At 66.2% G+C, this 16,832-nt stretch carries 15 protein-coding genes; 9 read left to right on the forward strand and 6 right to left on the reverse strand.

Annotated elements, in window-relative coordinates:
• The first annotated feature begins 12 nt into the window (after window positions 1-12).
• Both accC and aat read left to right on the forward strand, forming a co-directional pair.
• Window positions 13-1,377 carry an acetyl-CoA carboxylase biotin carboxylase subunit gene (gene accC / locus ACSQ24_RS10675; protein ID WP_436094647.1) on the forward strand — a complete coding sequence of 455 codons (1,365 nt, stop codon included), beginning with the start codon at window positions 13-15 and terminating at the stop codon, window positions 1,375-1,377.
• Between the two features lie 165 nt (window positions 1,378-1,542).
• Entirely contained in the window at window positions 1,543-2,220 is a 678-nt protein-coding gene (aat, locus tag ACSQ24_RS10680) for a leucyl/phenylalanyl-tRNA--protein transferase (protein ID WP_436094648.1), read from the forward strand.
• Window positions 2,221-2,229: 9 nt separating this feature from the next.
• Here aat and ACSQ24_RS10685 read toward each other — a convergent pair whose 3' ends face one another.
• Window positions 2,230-2,841, reverse strand: a complete 612-nt coding sequence (locus tag ACSQ24_RS10685) for a DUF2155 domain-containing protein (RefSeq protein WP_436094649.1) — start codon at window positions 2,839-2,841, stop codon at window positions 2,230-2,232.
• Between the two features lie 241 nt (window positions 2,842-3,082).
• Between ACSQ24_RS10685 and ACSQ24_RS10690 the strand changes: the two genes are divergently transcribed.
• The 3 genes from ACSQ24_RS10690 to ACSQ24_RS10700 all read left to right on the forward strand — a co-directional run bounded on the left by ACSQ24_RS10690 (window position 3,083) and on the right by ACSQ24_RS10700 (window position 5,056).
• Complete coding sequence (locus ACSQ24_RS10690; protein ID WP_436094650.1) at window positions 3,083-4,429, forward strand: Nramp family divalent metal transporter; 1,347 nt, start codon at window positions 3,083-3,085, stop codon at window positions 4,427-4,429.
• A 64-nt stretch (window positions 4,430-4,493) separates the two neighbouring features.
• Window positions 4,494-4,745, forward strand: coding sequence for a ribbon-helix-helix domain-containing protein (locus ACSQ24_RS10695; RefSeq protein ID WP_436094651.1), 252 nt, complete (start codon window positions 4,494-4,496; stop codon window positions 4,743-4,745).
• A complete protein-coding gene (locus ACSQ24_RS10700; protein WP_436094652.1) occupies window positions 4,742-5,056 on the forward strand; it encodes a type II toxin-antitoxin system RelE/ParE family toxin in 315 nt (104 codons plus the stop codon). Before ACSQ24_RS10695 ends, ACSQ24_RS10700 begins: the two co-directional genes overlap by 4 nt.
• Before the next feature lie 22 nt (window positions 5,057-5,078).
• On the opposite strand, the gene ACSQ24_RS10705 is transcribed toward ACSQ24_RS10700, so the two are convergent.
• Together ACSQ24_RS10705 and ACSQ24_RS10710 are read right to left on the reverse strand one after the other, a co-directional pair.
• On the reverse strand, window positions 5,079-5,489 hold the full coding sequence (locus ACSQ24_RS10705) for an NADH:ubiquinone oxidoreductase subunit NDUFA12 (protein ID WP_436094653.1): 411 nt from the start codon (window positions 5,487-5,489) through the stop codon (window positions 5,079-5,081).
• A 73-nt stretch (window positions 5,490-5,562) separates the two neighbouring features.
• Window positions 5,563-6,258: a putative quinol monooxygenase gene (locus tag ACSQ24_RS10710; RefSeq protein WP_436094654.1), complete on the reverse strand. Its 696-nt coding sequence runs from the start codon at window positions 6,256-6,258 to the stop codon at window positions 5,563-5,565.
• Window positions 6,259-6,962: 704 nt separating this feature from the next.
• On the opposite strand from ACSQ24_RS10710, the gene ACSQ24_RS10715 reads away from it, so the two are divergent.
• The 4 genes from ACSQ24_RS10715 (at window position 6,963) to ACSQ24_RS10730 (ending at window position 13,589) form a co-directional block, all read left to right on the forward strand.
• On the forward strand, window positions 6,963-10,688 hold the full coding sequence (locus ACSQ24_RS10715; RefSeq protein WP_436094655.1) for a vitamin B12-dependent ribonucleotide reductase: 3,726 nt from the start codon (window positions 6,963-6,965) through the stop codon (window positions 10,686-10,688).
• A 519-nt stretch (window positions 10,689-11,207) separates the two neighbouring features.
• Window positions 11,208-12,026 (forward strand): oxidoreductase, encoded by an 819-nt coding sequence (locus ACSQ24_RS10720; RefSeq protein WP_436094656.1) that lies wholly within the window; start codon window positions 11,208-11,210, stop codon window positions 12,024-12,026.
• The gene (locus ACSQ24_RS10725; protein WP_436094657.1) at window positions 12,026-12,616 is read left to right on the forward strand and encodes a TetR/AcrR family transcriptional regulator; all 591 of its coding nucleotides are present in this window, start codon (window positions 12,026-12,028) and stop codon (window positions 12,614-12,616) included. The genes ACSQ24_RS10720 and ACSQ24_RS10725 overlap by 1 nt, the downstream gene beginning before the upstream one ends.
• A 64-nt stretch (window positions 12,617-12,680) precedes the next feature.
• Entirely contained in the window at window positions 12,681-13,589 is a 909-nt protein-coding gene (locus ACSQ24_RS10730; RefSeq protein WP_436094658.1) for an alpha/beta hydrolase, read from the forward strand.
• Window positions 13,590-14,029: 440 nt separating this feature from the next.
• Here ACSQ24_RS10730 and ACSQ24_RS10735 read toward each other — a convergent pair whose 3' ends face one another.
• The 3 genes from ACSQ24_RS10735 to ACSQ24_RS10745 are packed head-to-tail and all read right to left on the reverse strand — an operon-like array spanning window position 14,030 to window position 16,828.
• A complete protein-coding gene (locus tag ACSQ24_RS10735) occupies window positions 14,030-15,229 on the reverse strand; it encodes a CaiB/BaiF CoA transferase family protein (RefSeq protein ID WP_436094659.1) in 1,200 nt (399 codons plus the stop codon).
• Entirely contained in the window at window positions 15,226-16,056 is an 831-nt protein-coding gene (locus ACSQ24_RS10740) for an IclR family transcriptional regulator (protein ID WP_436094660.1), read from the reverse strand. Before ACSQ24_RS10740 ends, ACSQ24_RS10735 begins: the two co-directional genes overlap by 4 nt.
• Window positions 16,057-16,060: 4 nt before the next feature.
• A complete protein-coding gene (locus ACSQ24_RS10745; protein ID WP_436094661.1) occupies window positions 16,061-16,828 on the reverse strand; it encodes an enoyl-CoA hydratase-related protein in 768 nt (255 codons plus the stop codon).
• Window positions 16,829-16,832: the final 4 nt, after the last annotated feature.

Below are 16,832 nucleotides of genomic sequence, written 5' to 3' on the forward strand. Positions count from 1 at the left end.
AGCGGGCTCAAGATGTTCGACAAGATCCTGATCGCCAACCGCGGCGAGATCGCGCTTCGGGTGCTGCGCGCCGCCAAGGAGCTCGGTATCGCGACGGTCGCGGTGCACTCCACCGCCGACGCGAACGCCATGCATGTGCGCCTCGCCGACGAGAGCGTCTGCATCGGCCCGCCGCCGGCGCGCGAGAGCTATCTCAACATCCCGGCCCTGATCGCCGCCTGCGAGATCACCGGCGCCGACGCTGTCCATCCCGGCTACGGCTTCCTCTCGGAGAACGCCCGCTTCGCCGAGATCCTCGAGCGGCACAACATCGCCTTCATCGGCCCCAAGGCCGAGCATATCCGCAGCATGGGTGACAAGATCGAGGCCAAGCGCACCGCCAAGCGCCTCGGCATTCCCTGCGTGCCGGGCTCGGAAGGTGGCGTCACCGATGACGAGGAGGCGCTGCGCATCATTCGCGAGATCGGCCTGCCAGTCATCATCAAGGCGGCATCCGGCGGTGGCGGCAAGGGCATGAAGGTGGTTCGCAGCGAAGACGAGGTCTCCGTTGCGCTCTCCACGGCCCGCACCGAGGCCAAGGCCAATTTCGGCGACGATGCCGTCTACATCGAGAAATATCTCGAGAAGCCGCGCCATATCGAGATCCAGGTGCTCGGTGACGGCAAGGGCCGTGCGATCCATCTCGGCGAGCGCGACTGCTCGCTGCAGCGCCGCCACCAGAAGGTCTGGGAGGAGGGGCCGTCGCCCGCTCTCAATGCCGGCGAGCGCGACCGGATCGGCGAGATCTGCGCCAAGGCGATGGCCGACATGGGCTATCTCGGCGCCGGCACGATCGAGTTCCTCTACGAGGACGGCGAGTTCTACTTCATCGAGATGAACACCCGCATTCAGGTCGAGCATCCGGTGACCGAGATGATCACCGGCATCGACCTCGTCAACGAGCAGATCAGGATCGCCGCCGGGGCGCCGCTCTCGATCAGCCAGAAGGACGTCGTCATCGAGGGCCATGCCATCGAATGCCGCGTCAATGCCGAGCATCCCGCGACCTTCCGGCCCTCGCCGGGCAAGATCGCCTCGTTCCACACCCCGGGCGGGCTCGGCGTGCGTGTCGATTCGGCCGCCTACCAGGGCTATGTCATCCCGCCGCACTACGACTCGCTGGTCGGCAAGCTGATCGTGCACGGCCGCAACCGGGACGAATGCCTGATGCGCCTGCGCCGTTCGCTCGACGAATTCGTCGTCGACGGCGTCGACACCACGCTGCCGCTGTTCCGGACGCTGGTGCGCAACCCGGATATCCTCAACGGCGACTACAACATCCATTGGCTGGAGAAATTCCTCGCCAATGGCGGCATGGAAGAGCCGGGCGAAGGGTGAGGGCCGGCGTACACCGTCATGCTCGGGCTTGATCCGAGCATCTCAGGCCCGATGAGACTGTTGTCGGAGCTTCTTCGCCACGAGATTCTCGGATCTGCGCTTCGCTCCGCCCGAGAATGACGTTCTCAGTTTGACACGCCCGCCGGCCCGCGCTCCCATCACCTCATGAAGGCTCGTTCCACACCTGCGCGCGCGCCGGCGATCACGCCGGAGGTTCTGCTGCGCGCCTATGCGGCCGGCGTCTTCCCGATGGCCGAGAGCGCCGACGATCCCGCCCTGTTCTGGGTCGAGCCCGAGATCCGCGGCATCATTCCGCTCGACGCCTTCCATCTGCCCAGCCGGCTGGCACGCGTTGTCCGCTCCGATCGCTTCGAAATCCGGGTCGATCGGGATTTCGCGGGCGTGATCGCAGCCTGCGCCGAAAGCCGGCCGGACCGGGCCGAGACCTGGATCAACGGCCGCATCCGGGGGCTCTACGGCGAGCTCTTCCATCTCGGCTATGTCCACACCGTCGAATGCTGGCGCGAAGGCAGGCTCGTCGGCGGGCTCTACGGCTTGTCGCTGGGCGGCGCCTTCTTCGGCGAGAGCATGTTCCACCGCGAGACGGACGCCTCGAAGGTGGCACTGGTGCATCTCGTCGCCCGGCTGCGGCGCGGCCGCTATCAGTTGCTCGACACCCAGTTCCAGACCGCGCATCTCGCCCAGTTCGGCACGCGCGAGATCCCCCGTGAGGCCTATCGGGACCTGCTCGACGCGGCGGTGGCGGCTGAAGGCGACTGGTGGGCCTGGCCACCCGGCGAGCGCGTCAGCGGAGGGCAGGCCCTCGCAGAACTGGAACGGTAGATTGCCCGGCTAGTTTCCGCCGGCGGGATCGCGCCCGCCGGGCACGGGGTTGGTCGGGAAGAAGCGCTGCGACGGAGTCTGGCGCGGCTGCACTGGTACGCCCTGCGGCGGAGCGACGTCGATACGCTGGTTCGGTTGCGGCGCCTGCTGGGCCGGACGCACCGGTCGCTCGGGGCGCTGGCCGGCCGTCGGCGGAGGCGGCGCTTCCGGCTCCTTCGGGTCGACCACCAGCTCGGTGCCGCCTTTGCAGTCGGTCAGCCAGACATCATAGATCGCGTGCTCGACGCCGTGCAGGCCGGGGCTCGAAGCGTACATCCAGCCGGTGAAGATGCGCCGGTACTCATTGTTGAAGGTGACCTCGTCGACCTCGGTGAAGGAGGTCGTCTGCGGCGCCTCGGTCGGCGGGCGCGTCCAACAGATGCGCGGCGTGATCTGCAGCGCGCCGAACTGCACCGTCTCGTCGATCGCCACCTCGAAGGAGATGATCCGGCCGGTGATCTTGTCGAGCCCGGCGAAGACCGCTGTCGGGTTGCGGATGCGGTCGGCCTTGGCCGGAGCGGCCAGCGCGAGCGCTGCGCCCGAGACGGCGGCGAGAGCGAGGATCCTGCGGAACGAGAGCATGCTGGCTTGTGATTCTCTTCGAGCGGAGCCGAGGCGCGACGGGGCGCAGTAGCATGCCAATCGCAGCGGAAAAAGGGCAGATGATGAGGCTCGTCCCGCGCAGGCAGTGACCAGGGCGCGCTGGCCGCGCGTTGCGCGCCCACCATGGCGGGTATGCTTTTATCGGCAAGTCATGCAGTTGCAATCCATTTGCAAGTCCATATCCTGCCAATGCCTTGCAAGTGCAAAATTGAGGGTTCGCATGGAAGCGCGCGTCAACGGGACGCCGACTGGCTGGCGGAATGATCGCGGCGAGGCCTCGCTGGCCGACGTCCACCGCTCGATCGCGGTGCGCAGTTCCGGGCCCGGCTGGCGGCGCGCTGCCGCTTTCGTTGGCCCAGGCTATCTCGTAGCCGTCGGCTACATGGATCCCGGCAACTGGGCGACCTCGCTCGCCGGCGGCTCGAAATTCGGCTACACGCTGCTCGTCGTCGCGCTGGTCTCCAATATCATGGCGATCGTGCTGCAGTCGCTCTGCGCGCGTCTCGCCATCGCATCCGGCCGCGATCTTGCCCAGGCCTGCCGCGACGCTTTCCCGAAGCCAGTCGCCTATACGCTGTGGTTCCTCGCCGAGACCGCGATCATCGCCACCGACATCGCCGAGGTGATCGGCACCGCGATCGGCCTCAACCTGATCTTCGGCATTCCGCTCGAGCTCGGCGTCGTCATCACCGCACTCGACGTCTTCCTGATCCTTTATCTGCAGCGGCTCGGCTTCCGCTGGGTCGAGGCGCTGATCATCACGCTGCTCGGCGTCATCGCGATCTGCTTTTCGATCCAGATCGCGCTCGCCGATCCGGATTGGGGGCAGGTCATCCGCGGCTTTGCGCCGACGACGCAGATCGTCACCAATCCCGAGATGCTTTATCTCGCGCTCGGCATCCTCGGCGCGACGGTGATGCCACATAACCTCTATCTGCACTCCGGCATCGTGCAGACGCGCGCCTATGGCGAGAGCCTGCCGGAGAAGCGCCAGGCGCTGACCTATGCCACGATCGATTCGACAGTGGCGCTGATGTTCGCGCTGCTGATCAATGCCTCGATCCTCATCCTGGCGGCCGCGACCTTCCACAAGACCGGCCAGACGGAGATCGCCGAACTCGGCGAAGCGCACAAGCTGCTCGGCCCGCTGCTTGGGCTCGCGGTTGCGCCGACCCTGTTCGGCATTGCGCTGCTCTGCTGCGGCATCAACTCGACGGTGACGGCGACGCTCGCCGGCCAGATCGTGATGGAGGGCTTCCTCAAGATCAAACTGCCGCCCTGGCTGCGCCGGCTGATCACAAGGGCGATCGCGATCGTGCCGGCGGCGGCGGTGACGATCTGGTATGGCGATGCGGGAACGGCGAAATTGCTGATCCTGACCCAGGTCGTGCTCTCGCTGCAGCTTTCTTTCGCCGTCTTCCCGCTGGTGATGTTCACCGCCGACAAGGCCAAGATGGGCGAACTCGTCGCGCCGCGCTGGCTCGTCGCCTTCGCCGCGCTGATCGCGGTCACGATCGCGGCGCTGAACGTCAAGCTGCTGGTCGATTTCGTCGGCGGGGCGGGCTGAGGCGGGCGCTGGGCAAGGCAGCAGGTCGGCATTATATTCTGGTGCGGATGAGCGGAGCAGTCGGATGAAGTCGGGAGAAATGACCGTCACCTTGCCGGCCGAACTGGCGACGCTGGTTCGCGCCGAGCTCGAGCAGGGCACCTACGACTCCGGCGCCGACATCGTGCAAGAGGCGCTGCGCCAGCGCTACAAGGCGCAAAAGCTGCAAGAGCTCAACCAGGCGCTCGATATCGGCATCGCCGATATGGACGCGGGCCGTTCCTCGCCGCTGGATCAGGCTTTCAAGAATATCCGCCGCGCCATCGCGGCCAAATGAATCCAGAAGGGCCGCTGCCCGTCATTATCGCAGATGCAGCCAAGACCGATCTCATCGGCATCGGCCGCTATATCGCGCAGGACAACCCTGCGCGTGCCGACAGTTTTGTCGATGAGCTGGAGCGGAAATGTCTTGATCTGGGCGAAAGGCCGCTCGCATGGCCGATCATGCCCCAAAGCAGGGATCGTCGGATCCGCCGCCGCGTTCATGGCGAATATCTGATCTTCTATCGCGTGGGCGACGACCAGGTCGAAGTGGTTCGCGTGCTTCATGGCGCGCGCGACTACGCCGCCTGGCTCTTCGACGAGTAACTTTCAGCGAAAACGAGAGGCCTCAGCGGCCGGGCGTCCAGGCCTGATAGTCGCCGGTCGCGGCCGGGGTCTCGTTATCGCCCAGTGTCGAGCCCTTGGGGCGGTAGGCCAGTGCCGTGCCGGTATAATTCGGCTGGTGCGACTGCTCCCATTCGCGGGCGACGTATTTTTCCTCGGACGGGGCGACATCGACGGTGTGGTGCAGCCAGCCATTCCAGCCGGGCGGGATCATCGAGGCCTCGGCAGGGCCATTATAGACGGCCCAGCGGCGCTGGATGCCGAGCGCCTTGTCCTTCTTGCCGCCCTTGGTGCGGTAGTAGACGTTGCCGAACTCGTCCTCGCCGACCTTCTCGCCGAAGCGCCAGGTGTGGAAACGCGTGCCCATGGTCTGGCCGTTCCACCAGGTGAAGATCTGGAGCAGGGTCTGGTTCATCGCTTCGCGTCCGCGCAGGCCTTTGGCCATCGCGCGACTTATGGAGATGCGGGCGCGCGATGTCCAGTGCGGCTCAGCGCAGCAGCGAGCGCACGGTCGGCACGAGGCGGGCGATGTCCGGGGCGCGGCCGGAACCAGTGGCAACTGCGCGCAAGGTCGCTTCGAGCGCCGGTATCGCTTGCGTCACTGCGGGCCGGACGAGCGTGACAGCGACGCATTCACTCTCGCGCACGGGCAGGCGCGCGAAGCCGTTCTCGCTGCGGTCGCTGATCAGGCTGGCGATCACTGCGCCGCCAGTCGAGCCTACCGCATCGGCGATCGCCTTGGCCGCAAGCGCTGCCTCCTCGTCGGCTGCCTCTGGCGGGAGATGATGGATGGCGATGAGATAGTTGCGCCCGTCTTCGAGGTCGCTCGTTCCCTGCGGCAGTCGCTCGAGGCCTGCGGTGTCGAAGCCGGAGCCTGATGCGGCCGGCTTCAGCATCAGCACGTCGTGCCAGGCGAGCATGGTCTCGTTCGCGGCCGGGCCATGCTCGGCCCAGACCGGGCCGCCATAGAATACGGGGAGGGCGCGGGTTCGCGCCTCCTGATCGGCGAAGCCGCGGAACCAGACGAACTGGTCGGGCGCTGCAGGGTCGCGGAACTGGCAGACGACGCTCATCCCCACCGCCTCCTGCGTCTCGACCAAGTGGGTATCGAAGACGCGGATCAGGGTTTCGCGTGTGCCGGGCTTCAAGGTGTAGCGGCGCAGTTCGAAGACGGTGTCGGTCATGGCGGCTCTCCAAGCTGGCTTTGCAGCTAGGCCGCGGGGCCGACCAATTCCGTCAGCAACGTCATGTGCAGCCTCGCCACGAATCGGTCATGATTCGAGACACGCCATGGCCGGCTCCGACATCGCGCCAGCCAGCCAAGCATCGCGCGGATTCAAGCACTTGTGGCCGCTGCTGCAGAGAGCGCTTTCGCTGGTAGGTCGCGACAGGCCTGTTGACGCCCGGTTAACCATGGTCCAGCGGATTTTAGGGATTTCACACCGGCAAGGATCGTTGCATGCTGGCAACGCCGCTGCGAATCCACATGCGATTCCTTGGGCTTAGCGGGTGCCTTGAAACTTATCCCCGTGATCCACATCTTCCTACAAGATGTCGTATCCACACCTATCGCTGCGCACTAATCCTTGACGGCGCGACCCAATCGGGACTAAATTTTGACGGTCGCGTGACGGTTGGCGGAGACGCCTTTTTCGACCCGCGAAACGAGTTCCCAGATGGGTCGGGCGATCACCGCGGCGCGCCAGAGTTGGCGACGGCGAACGGCGACGTATGCTCCGCCTGGTCGCAACCGGACGCTCGACGGCGGGGTGACACCGCCGCGGGATCCAGGGGCATCAAACCGAGTTGGATTGACATCAGGAGCCGGTGATCAACCGGCCGCGCGGAGCGTCGGATACGCCCGCGGCAAGCATTGGGGACGAAGCTTATGCGCATTGAGCGCCGCCATACCACCGCCGGCCAGTCGCCCTACTCGGCGATCCCGTTCCGCTCGGCGGTGAGCGAGATCCGCAATCCCGATGGCTCGATCGTCTTCCGGCTCGAGGGCATCGAGGTGCCCGAAGCCTGGTCGCAGGTCGCGAGCGACGTGCTCGCGCAGAAGTATTTCCGCAAGGCCGGCGTTCCCGCCGCCATGAAAAAGGTGGAAGAGAACGACGTTCCCTCCTTCCTCTGGCGTTCGGTTCCGGACGAGGCGGCGCTGGCGAAGCTGCCGGAAGGCGAGCGCTACGGCTCCGAGATCTCGTCCAAGCAGGTTTTCGACCGGCTCGCCGGCTGCTGGACCTATTGGGGCTGGAAGGGCGGCTATTTCTCCTCGGAAGAGGACGCCGCCGCCTTCCATGACGAATTGCGCTTCATGCTGGCCCGCCAGATGGTCGCGCCGAACTCGCCGCAATGGTTCAACACCGGCCTGCACTGGGCCTATGGCATCGACGGGCCGAGCCAGGGCCATTTCTACGTCGACTTCAAGACCGGCAAGCTCGTCAAGTCGAAGTCGAGCTACGAGCACCCGCAGCCGCATGCCTGCTTCATCCAGGGCGTGCAGGACGACCTCGTCAACGAGGGCGGCATTATGGATCTGTGGGTGCGCGAGGCGCGCCTGTTCAAATATGGCTCCGGCACCGGCTCGAACTTCTCGATGCTGCGCGGCGAGGGCGAGAAGCTCGCCGGCGGCGGTCGCTCGTCGGGCCTGATGTCCTTCCTCAAGATCGGTGACCGCGCCGCCGGCGCGATCAAGTCGGGTGGCACCACCCGCCGCGCCGCCAAGATGGTGGTGGTCGACGTCGATCACCCCGACATCGAGACCTATATCGACTGGAAGGTGAAGGAGGAGCAGAAGGTCGCGGCCTTGGTCGCCGGCTCCAAGATCGTCCAGAAGGCGATGAAGGCGGTGATGAAGGCCTGCGTGAACTGCGAGGCCGCCGACGACGCCTGTTTCGACCCCGAGAAGAACCCGGCGCTGAAGCGCGAGATCAAGCTCGCCCGCAAGGCGATGGTGCCTGACAACTACATCAAGCGCGTCATCCAGTTCGCCAAGCAGGGCTACACCGACATCCAGTTCGACACCTACGACACCGACTGGGATTCGGAAGCCTATCTCACCGTCTCCGGCCAGAACTCGAACAACTCGGTCTCGCTGACCGACGACTTCCTGCGTGCTGTCGAGAATGACGGTGACTGGAACCTGATCGGCCGCACCACCGGCAAGGTCACCAAGACCCTGAAGGCGCGCGACCTCTGGGAGAAGATCGGCTACGCCGCCTGGGCCTCGGCCGATCCCGGCCTGCACTTCAACACGACGATGAACGACTGGCACACCAGCCCGGCCTCGGGACGCATCCGCGCCTCGAACCCGTGTTCGGAGTACATGTTCCTCGACGACACCGCCTGCAACCTGGCCTCGGCCAACCTGCTGCAGTTCTACGATCGCGAGGCGAAGGCCTTCGACGTCGCCGGTTACGAGCATCTCTGCCGGCTCTGGACCATCGTGCTCGAGATCTCGGTGACGATGGCGCAGTTCCCCTCGAAGGAAATCGCCGAGCTCTCCTATGAGTACCGCACGCTCGGCCTAGGCTACGCCAATATCGGCGGCCTGCTGATGACCATGGGCCTCGGCTACGACAGCGACGAGGGCAGGGCGCTCGCCGGCGGCCTGACCGCGATCATGACCGGCGTCGCCTATGCGACCTCGGCCGAGATGGCGGGTGAACTCGGCCCGTTCCCGGGCTACAAGAAGAACGCCCAGCACATGCTGCGCGTCATCCGCAATCACCGCGTCGCCGCGCATGGCCAGGCTTCCGGCTATGAGTCCCTGCAGGTCACGCCGGTGCCGCTCGACCATGCGACGCTGGAGCGCCTCGGCGGCTCCTCGGTGACGCTGTCGGAGCGGGCCAAGGCCAGCTGGGACGAGGCGCTGGCGCTCGGCGAGAAGCACGGCTACCGCAACGCCCAGTCGACCGTGATCGCGCCGACCGGCACGATCGGCCTGGTCATGGATTGCGACACCACCGGCATCGAGCCCGATTTCGCGCTGGTGAAGTTCAAGAAGCTCGCCGGCGGCGGCTATTTCAAGATCATCAACGGCGCCGTGCCGGATGCGCTGCGTGCGCTCGGCTATCGCGAGGCGGATATCGCCGAGATCGAGGCCTATGCCGTCGGCCATGGCTCGATGAAGCAGGCGCCCGCCGTCAACCCCGGCTCGCTCAGGGCCAAGGGCTTCAGCGACGAGAAGATCGAGGCGATCGAGAAGGGGCTGAAGAGCGCCTTCGACATCAAGTTCGTCTTCAACAAGTGGACGCTGGGCGAGGACTTCCTCACCGGTACGCTCAAGGTGCCGGCCGAGAAGCTCAGCGACATGTCGTTCGAGCTCCTGCCCTTCCTCGGCTTCAGCAAGGCCGAGATCGAGGCCGCCAACGTCCATGTCTGCGGGGCGATGACGCTGGAAGGCGCGCCGCACCTGAAGAAGGAACACTACAACGTCTTCGACTGCGCCAATCCCTGCGGGCGCATCGGCAAGCGCTATCTCTCGGTCGAGAGCCATATCCGCATGATGGCGGCGGCGCAGCCCTTCATCTCGGGCGCGATCTCCAAGACCATCAACATGCCCAACGACGCCACCGTCGAGGATTGCAAGAGCGCCTATCTGCTCTCCTGGAAGCTGGCGCTGAAGGCGAATGCGCTCTACCGCGACGGCTCGAAGTTGTCGCAGCCGCTGAACTCGGCCCTGATCGCCGACGAGGACGACGACGCCGAGGACGCGACCGAGGCGCTCTACCAGCAGCCGCAGGCGGCCCGCGCCACGCAGATCGCCGAGAAGATCGTCGAGCGCATCGTCGAGCGGGTCGAGCGGGTGCGTGACCGCGAGAAGATGCCGGCGCGCCGCACCGGCTACATTCAGAAGGCGGTGGTCGGCGGCCACAAGGTCTATGTCCACACCGGCGAGTATTCCGATGGACGCCTCGGCGAGATCTTCATCGACATGCACAAGGAGGGCGCGGCCTTCCGGGCGATGATGAACAACTTCGCCATCGCGGTCTCGCTCGGCCTGCAATACGGCGTGCCGCTGGAGGAGTATGTCGAGGCCTTCACCTTCACCCGCTTCGAGCCCTCGGGCTTCGTGCAGGGCAACCAGTCGATCAAGAACGCGACCTCGATCCTCGACTATGTCTTCCGCGAGCTGGCGATCTCCTATCTCGGCCGGCACGACCTCGCCCATGTCGATCCCTCCGAGATCGGCCATGACGTGATGGGCAGCGGCGTCGAGCAGGGCAAGGCGCCGGATGCGGCCGGGCCGATCACCTCGACCCCACTGGCCTCCTCGGGCTTCCGCCGCGGCAAGCCGATCAACCTGCTCGCCATCCAGGGCGGGGCTGCGGCCAACGACGCGGTCGCCCGCTCGACCAGCAGCGCAATGGGCCTTGCCACCGCAGGCGCGACGGCGCTGAAGGAAGAGCCGGAGGCTTATGGCGAAGAGCAGATGAGCAAGCTCGGCTTCGCCGCGCCGGCCGCCCAGCCGAGCGCTTCCGAGCGCCGGGCCGAGGCGATCATGAAGGGCTATGTCGGCGACAGCTGCGGCGAGTGCGGCAACTTCACGCTGGTGCGGAACGGCACCTGTTTGAAGTGCAACACGTGTGGGTCGACGACCGGGTGTTCGTAGCCCATCAAAACTCAATAGCCCCTTTGTGACTAGAGGCGAAGTTTTGCCCAGTTGGCAGTAATTTGCCGCAAATCAAAGCCCGGTGGATCATCCGCCGGGCTTTTTGCAGGTCAGGATGCTTGGCCCTGAAGGGCAGGGATGGGGCCGGAAGCTGCCTATCTGCTTTTGGCGTCGAAACGCGGATAGCGGTCATTCACTCCGATGGGATCACCGTTCGGATGGCATACGCACCGCCTTGCAAATGAACTGCAACATTAATGATCTCAACAGAGGCTGCGGCCATCGACGATCAGCGTCGCCAGATAGCCCTCCAGGACCTCGACCACGGTCGCTGGATCGCAGATGCAATCCACGTCGACCAGGAAGGCCCGGCTCATCCGAGGCCGGCATAGCTTCACCCGTCCGGCCCGCTGTGGTCCTCTCTCGCTCTCCTTGCGAGTACGAACATAATTTAATCCTTGCCCTGCGACCAACCAGCCGCTATTGCCGTATGAACGTAATTTAAAACTTCAGGAACTCATGATGACAGCAACTCCGCAGGTTGCGCTCGTAACAGGCGCCTCCTCAGGTATCGGCAAGGCCACAGCGATCGCCTTGGCCGCCGCAGGTTTCCAGGTGATCGGAACCGGCCGCAACACCGCGCAACTCACCGCGCCCGCCGGGGTGACCTACCTGGACCTGGACGTAACTAGCGACCAATCGGTCGCCTCAGCAGTCAAGCAGGTGATCGACCGGTTCGGGCACATCGACGTCCTGGTCAATAACGCCGGCGTTGGCACCACCGGCGCAGCCGAGGAGTTCTCGATCACCCAGACGCAGGACATCTTCGACATCAACGTCTACGGCGTCATGCGGACGACCAAGGCGGTCCTGCCGCACATGCGCGCCCAAGGCCGCGGACGCATCATCAATGTCTCCTCCCTCAGCGGGTTCGTTCCCAGCCCGTTCATGGCTCTCTACGTCTCGACCAAGCACGCGGTGAATGGCTACTCCCAGTCGCTGGACCACGAGGTTCGCGATTACGGCGTCCGGGTCCTGCTCGTCGAGCCCGGCCCGATCAACACTCCGTTCGCAGGTCACAGCGTGGTGGCCGATACCCCCATGCCGCTCTACGCGGCGGGACGGCGCAACTACGACGATCTGCTGGAGAAGAACCTCAGCAGCGGTGACGACCCCGCCGTCGTCGCCAAGGTGATCGTCGCGGCTGCCACCGACCGGAACCCCAAACTACGGCGCACCGCCGGTAAGACCGCCCGCATCATCAACGCGGTGCACCGCGTCGCCCCGGCCCGAACCTTCGACCGGGTCATCCGCAGATTCAACCGGATGCCAAGCTGATGGTGCGTTACACGAAAGAACACAAGGAGGAGACGAGGCAGCGGATCATCGCGACGGCCGGTCGACGGCTCAAGCGGGACGGTATCGACGGCTCCGGAGTCGCGACGCTCATGAAGGACGCGGAGCTGACCAACGGCGCCTTCTACGCCCACTTCGAATCCAAGGACAGCCTCGTCGCGGAGGCGCTCACCGACCAACTGCACGCACTGCACGCGAACATCGTCGAGCTGGCGGAGCCCGGCCTGGCCGGCCTCGAACAGATCGTGCGCTGGTACCTGTCGGCCCACCACCGTGACAACCCCGGCGACGGCTGCCCCAACGCCGCCCTGCTTGACGAGATCGGGCGCAGCGCGGACGCCATCAGGCAGGCGTACACCGACGGCGTGCTGGTCGTCATCGACGGCCTCGCCGCCCGCATGGCACCCGAAGATCCACCCTCAGCCCGCGTGAAGGCGCTCAGCCTCCTCGGCCTGATGGCCGGGACGCTACAACTCTGCCGCGCCCTGACCGACCGACAGCTCTCCGACGACCTCCTCGAGCAGGGCCTCCGCAACGCCCTGGCCCTGGTGGACGCCGAGCTCCGACCATGACCCTCATTTCTGCGACTAGCCCCGGCGCACCCGGCGACGTCGCCCTCCAACAGACAGCAAAACGATGACCGAGCAACCCTTCAACCCACAGCTGCGAGCTGCGCGGTTCCTTCCCCGCACCATCATCACCGCCCGAACGCTTCCCGCACTCCGTGTCCTCACCAAGCTCACGGCGATCACCCGGCGGCCGGACGCGCAGGTCATATCAGTGGACGCCAACGTGTCGGTACATGTCTTCCGCCCGGCTTCGGCCCGGCCTCGGTCTCCGGCACTGTTGTGGATCCACGGCGGCGGAATGGTGCTCGGCGACGCGGCGCAGGACAGCGGATTCTGCCGCCTGGTCGCCGATCAGCTCAACATCGTCGTCGTCTCGGTGGAGTACCGGCTCGCGCCCGAGCACCCGTTCCCGGCGCCGCTGGAGGACTGCTACACCGCGCTGCAATGGCTCTCCCGCCAACCCGAGATCGACCCCACACGCATTGCCATCGGCGGCCAAAGCGCCGGCGCCGGTCTGGCCGCCGCGTTGGCGCTGCTGGCGAAGGAACGCGGCGAAATCCGTCCGGTTCTGCAACTGCTGTCCTACCCAATGCTGGATGACCGGACCACCACCCGCACCGACATTGACCCGCGGCGGCTCCGCCTCTGGAGCCCGGCCAGCAACCGATTCGGCTGGCGCGCCTACCTCGGCCCCGCCACCGAGGATGGCAACGTGTCCCCGCTGGCCGCGCCGGCCCGCTACGACGACCTCTCCGGCCTGCCGCCCGCATGGATCGGCGTCGGCACCAACGACCTGTTCCACGACGAGGATGTCGCCTACGCCCGGCGACTGCAGCAGGCCGGCGTCGCCAGCACCCTGCACGTAGTGCCAGGCGCCTACCACAACTTCGACTCCATCGAAGCGAAAGCCGCCATCTCCCGGGCCTTCGTCAAGGCCCAGACGACGGCACTGGACGAAGCACTCAACGGCGGCTGAACGGACGCACACAACAGGTCAGCCGCGCGTGCCTACCTCGCGCCACTGAAGGAACGCACGACGGGGCGCGACATGCCGGGAGCCGACCGCCCTGCGCCGCTGGGGCCTGCAGGTGCCCGCCGAGTGGCCGCCGGCGGTCGGCAAGGTGCTCCATGATGCGGCAGAACTTCCCCCACAATTGCGGAAAGGCCGCTGCGGAGCCCTAGGCACCAAGTACGCGTTTTCAAAGAGTTAGCATCGGGTGCAGCGGCAAGGTTATGCCTCGCTCCACAGAAAATCGAGGCATAGTGTTGCCGCGATTGCAGGAAAAGTTCCGCAAAATTGCAATGCGCTCGGCTCAGGCCGGGCGCATTTTCGTAGGCCCCTTCGAGCCGATTTCAGCGCACAGGATCGCGAATGAGGATGAAGCGGCGCAGCATGGCCATCGCCTGAGAGGCTGCTCAGCTGATGATGCCGGCCTGCCTGAGCGCGACGACGCGCGTCTGGTCGAGGCCGAGTTCGGCGAGCACCGTGTCGGTGTCCTGCCCGAGCCCCGGCGGCCGGTGGCGGAGCGGCGCGCGTTCGCCATCGAACCGATAGGGTGGCGCCAGGACGGCCGGGGCGCCGGCATCGTCGGCAGAGAACGAAACCATGCCGGCCTGTTGCGCGCGCGGCGAGGTCAGAGCCTGGTTCAGCCCGAGCACTTCGCCACAGGGGATGCCGTTGGCGGCGAGCCGTTGCAGCAGGAGCGCGCGCGGTCGGGCCCGTAGCTCCGCCTCGAGGATCGGCAGCAGTTCCGGCCGGTTCTGCGTCTGCAGCAGATTGGTCTTGAAGCGCGGCTCCTCGGCGAGGTCCGGCCGCTCGATGACCCGGCGGCAGAAGCGCTCGAACTGGGCGTTGTTGCCGACGGTGATGACGAGCGCGCCGTCGGCCGCGTCGAAGACGCCATAGGGCACGATCGAGGGATGAGCGTTGCCGTAACGCGGCGGGTCCTCGCCGAGCGCCAGCGCCTCCAGCCCATAATAGGCGGTGACGGAGACGCCGGAGTCGAACAGCGCCATCTCGATATGCTTGCCCTTGGCCGTGCGGCCACGCTGGATGAGGGCGGCGAGGATCGCCTGGGCCGAGAACTGGCCGGTGAAGAGATCGACGATCGCGACGCCGAATTTCAGCGGCGGCTGGTCAGCCGTGCCGTTCATGCCCATCAGCCCGGTTTCGCCCTGGATGACGAGATCATAGCCGGGCCGTGTCGCCTCGGGGCCGTCGGAGCCGTAGCCCGCGATCGAGCAATAGATCAGACCGGGATTAAGCGCGCTCAGAGCCTTGTAGCCGAGGCCGAGCCTGTCGGCGCCGCCAGTCTTGAAATTCTGGATCACGACGTCGCTCTGCGCCGCGAGGTCGCGGATGATGGCGAGGCCTTCCGGTTGGCCGAGATCGACGCCGATCGCGCGCTTGTTGCGGTTGACCGCATTGAAATAGCAGGTGTTGCGCTCGCCGAGCCGCAAGCCCCAGTCGCGCGTGTCGTCGCCGCGGCCGGGGTGCTCGACCTTGATCACGTCTGCGCCGAGATCGCCGAGGACCTGGCCGCACCAGGGGCCGGCGAGAATGCGCGACAGGTCGAGGACGCGAATGCCGGCGAGCGGCAGATCGACCTGCGTCACGACCCCATCACCCCCTCCAGCCGCTGCGCCAGAGCGATCAGTCGCGGCCTGACCTCGTCCATCAGAAAGTCCGGCGTGAGAATCACGCCCGGCGCGCCGCAGTTCAATACCATCGGCGGCAGGCCGCCACCGGGCTGGAAGGCGACGGCGATGCCGTTGACGGTCGGTTGCCATTCACCGAACGAACGGGTGCAGCCCAGTGTGGCGTAGTCCTCCAATGCCTGCTCGACACCCTCGCGCAGCTTCGGCCAGGAGGCATCATCGACCGAGCGGATCTCCTCGAGGATCTCGCTGCGCTCGGCCGCGCTGCAGACGGCGAGATAGGCGCGCCCCATGGCGCTGCGCAGCAGCGAGATGCGTGAACCGGTATCCATGTTCAGTGCGATCGCGGTCTCGCCGCGGGCGCATTCGACATAGCGCATGCTGAGCCGGTCGCGGATGCCGAGACCAATCGTGGCATTGGCGAAGACTGCGAGTTCGCGCATGCCGGGCCGCGCCAGGTGGCGGACATCGAGCCCGGCAAGCGCGATCGAGCCGAGTGCGATCAGCGAGGTGCCGAGCCGGTAGCCGCCGCTCTGCGGGACATGGTGCAGATAGCCGAGCTCGGTCAGCGTATGGGTCAGGCGCGAGACGGTCGAGCGGGCGAGCCCGCAGCGCGCTGCGATCTCGGAATTGACGAGGCCGTGCTCGCCGCGCTTGAAACAGGCGAGGACCTCGAGTCCGCGCGCCAGGGCCGTGACGAAATGGCGGTCTTCTTTCGGGCCGGCCAGTTCGTCCGCGCCGCGCGCGCCGCGATCCTCGTGCTCGGCATGAAGGCTCGCGACCATCGCCTCAGCGCTTCATCAGGAAGGCCGCGAATGCGGCCTTGGCTTCGTCGGAGAGCAGGCGCTCTCCGAAGAGATGCGCCTCGGTCTCGATCGCCTTGGCGATGGCGCCGGCCTGGCTGTGCTTCATCAGGTCCTTGGTCAGCATCACCGATTGCGGCGGCAGCGCCGCGAGCGCCCGGGCTTTCTCCAATGCCAGCGCCAGCGCACCGCCCTCGGGCGTCACCGCGTTGATGAAGCCGGCATCGCTTGCGACCTCGGCGCCGAAAGCCTCGCCCAGCATCAGCAGCTCGGCGGCACGCTTGGTGCCAGCGATCAGGGGCAGGAGATGGCTGGAGCCGCCTTCCGGGCACAGGCCCAGCGCGACGAAGGGCAGGCGGAAACTCGCGCTCCTGCCGGCATAGGCGAGATCGCAATGCATCAGCATCGTCGTGCCGATGCCGACCGCGAACCCCTCGACGGCGGCGACGACCGGCTTCCTGGCCGTCGAGATCGCGGTGAGGAATTCGATCGCGACACGTGGGCCGTTGGTGCTGGCCGCAGCGAAATCCTTGATGTCGTTGCCGCTGGTGAAGCAGCCGGCGGCGCCGGTCAGCACCATGGCGCGGATGCCGGCATCGGCTTCGGCCTGGGCGATCGCCGCAATCAGCCCGGCATAGGTGGCGCGGTCGAGCGCATTGCGCCGGTCGGGCCGGTTCATGGTGATCTGCAGCACGCCCGGTGCGACGGCTTCGGTCAGCACGGTCTCGGTTCTCGGCAGGTCTTGCATGGTCATGTCT

It is taken from the genome of Allobosea sp. LjRoot237, from assembly GCF_964253285.1.
In the GTDB taxonomy this organism is placed as follows: Bacteria; Pseudomonadota; Alphaproteobacteria; order Rhizobiales; family Beijerinckiaceae; genus Allobosea.